The organism is Sulfurirhabdus autotrophica, from assembly GCF_004346685.1.
GTDB classification, from domain to species: Bacteria; Pseudomonadota; Gammaproteobacteria; order Burkholderiales; family SMCO01; genus Sulfurirhabdus; species Sulfurirhabdus autotrophica.
The window spans coordinates 1-2,132 of the sequence record NZ_SMCO01000048.1 but is presented as its reverse complement, the minus strand read 5'-3'; the positions used below and the strand labels follow the sequence as shown (position 1 = coordinate 2,132).

The 2,132-nt window shown below is 40.2% G+C and carries 3 protein-coding genes; all 3 read left to right on the top strand.

Annotated features, from left to right (window positions below; translation table 11 throughout):
• Positions 1-599 (top strand): RHS repeat-associated core domain-containing protein (locus EDC63_RS18380; protein ID WP_317615929.1); only part of this gene is annotated, 599 nt, incomplete at its 5' end.
• Positions 600-612: 13 nt separating this feature from the next.
• On the top strand, positions 613-1,047 hold the full coding sequence (locus tag EDC63_RS18375; protein ID WP_124946267.1) for a DUF5412 family protein: 435 nt from the start codon (positions 613-615) through the stop codon (positions 1,045-1,047).
• A 473-nt stretch (positions 1,048-1,520) separates the two neighbouring features.
• Complete coding sequence (locus tag EDC63_RS18370; protein ID WP_124946266.1) at positions 1,521-1,802, top strand: hypothetical protein; 282 nt, start codon at positions 1,521-1,523, stop codon at positions 1,800-1,802.
• Positions 1,803-2,132 lie beyond the last annotated feature (330 nt).

Here is a 2,132-nt window from a genome sequence, read left to right as displayed (position 1 = left end):
ACTATGATCCGGGGACGGGGCGGTATACCACCAGTGATCCGATTGGGTTGGCGGGGGGCGTTAATACTTATACCTATGTCGGGGGGAATCCGCTTAGCTTTACTGATCCATCAGGATTGAAACCACCCTCAGTAGTTCCAATCGTGATAGGCGCTGGTGCTGCACAGCAGAATGCATTAGTAGCACAAAATATTTCAAGTCCATATCAATTCTATAACCTTGTTAAAAATAATGGGGCGTGGGACTACAAACAATACGGTAGCGATCTGCAAGATTTCGGTAACTATAATTTTGGTGTAGTGGCTGCTGCATCAGGATTGTTTAATCTTCCGACGATATTGCAACAAGCTGGAAGAGCGCAGTGTGTTGCCGGGACAAGCAATCCTAAATGGGGCGATCCTAACAGTGGTCCACCGTATGGAGATGAGCCAAAGGATCAACGTTGGATCACTGAAGGCTGGAATGACTATATGTCTGGAATGTACGGTAAACCACGTTCACCCAGAGGACTTGGATTAGTGCCCGCTGCTGCAAATTTTTATTCAAATCATATACAAAAATCGCTAGATTATTGCAGCAGCAATGCTCAATGCTGGTAAGTAGAGGCATGTCATGAAAAGTCTATTGATAAAGAAAGTTTTATTTGGCATATTTTTTATATTGATATTGTTCTTGGGTATCGTATTTTTTGTCGGGCGACATTTTTTTCAAGGTATGGATATGATTTCATTATGTGGAGAAACTGTTAAACATGTTATCGTCTCGCCAAATAAAAAATATGTTGCAACGGTTTATGTGCGAAATTGTGGAACCACAACTGATTACGTAACACATTTGAATCTCAGAAATGCAGGTGATATTGAAAAACCTAATGCTCAAGGTGTAATTACGATTGGTGAAGTGTTCACTGTCCGAGGAAAGCAGAATATAGAGGCAACGTGGAAAGACAACGCTAATTTGGAAATACAGCTACTAGAAAATCATGCATCAATCTTATTGACTGATGGTGGAATTTGGAACTCTGTGCATATTCAAATTAAGAAATAACTGAATGGTCTAAATGGTGGATTAATACTTATACCTATGTTAGTAGCAATTCGATTGGTTGGGTTGATCCACTTGGGTTATGCGTTGAGGATCTTTGCATTGGTGAAGCAATTTTCACCGGGAGGCTTGTATATAATGCTTACCGTGCGTATCGCGCATATGAATCTTCTGTAAAACTAGCTGAAGCAATAACCGCTGCGCAGGAGAGTGCCAATGATAAGGGCAGTCAATGCTCTGTAGATAAAAACTCCCCTCCAACGCACCCCGATTTCGTACCTAATAAAAAGAAAAAAGATAAGGAAAAAATACCGTGGGATAAAAACAAGAAAGGCTATAAAGATAAGTACGGTGATTATTGGGAGCCTGTTCCTGATGGTCATAAAGGTACACATGACCCTCATTGGGATGTGCAAAAGCCGGATGGTAGCCATGTACCAAAATACCTTCCTGAGTAATAATTTGTTGGGAGATTTATGAAGCAGATTATTGAGTTTGGTAGTCGAGTTAAATTGATTACATTTCATGGCACTGAGGTATCTTTAGAGCCTGTGGCTCCGGAAGAGAACTTCTGGCAATTAGTAGGTGGTCAAGGTGTCGTTGTGAGTGAAAAATTTAAAGCACATTCGGCTTTTCCTGATAAAGGGAAACGAGCTTTGGTTAAATTTGATCATAGCTTGGATGAGTTGGGGTTGCTTAATCATAATGAAACACCCAATAGTATATGGATTTTTATTTCTGATCTTAAACCCGTTTAAGTTAAAGGAAATTAAAGGGGGCGATACCTTTTAACGAAGTTCATAGTTTCTTCTCATCTTCAATAAATGAAAAAGCCCCCCCCTGAAAATTTGGAATAGGTGACTCATTGCTGCTACTTTTCGGTCCCTATGTGACACGGTGATGACGGTCTATGAAGGATAGGTAGTACACATTAGCCTTTAGAGAAATTTACCATCTGCTAAACTAATTTGAGAAATGAGGTTATTTATGGATACTATAGATCCGGCACGATAAAGTTTGAACTTTTTGATTCGCCGTTGTCTTAAACGCATGGATAAAGAAGACGCAAGAAATCAAACACTGGAGCA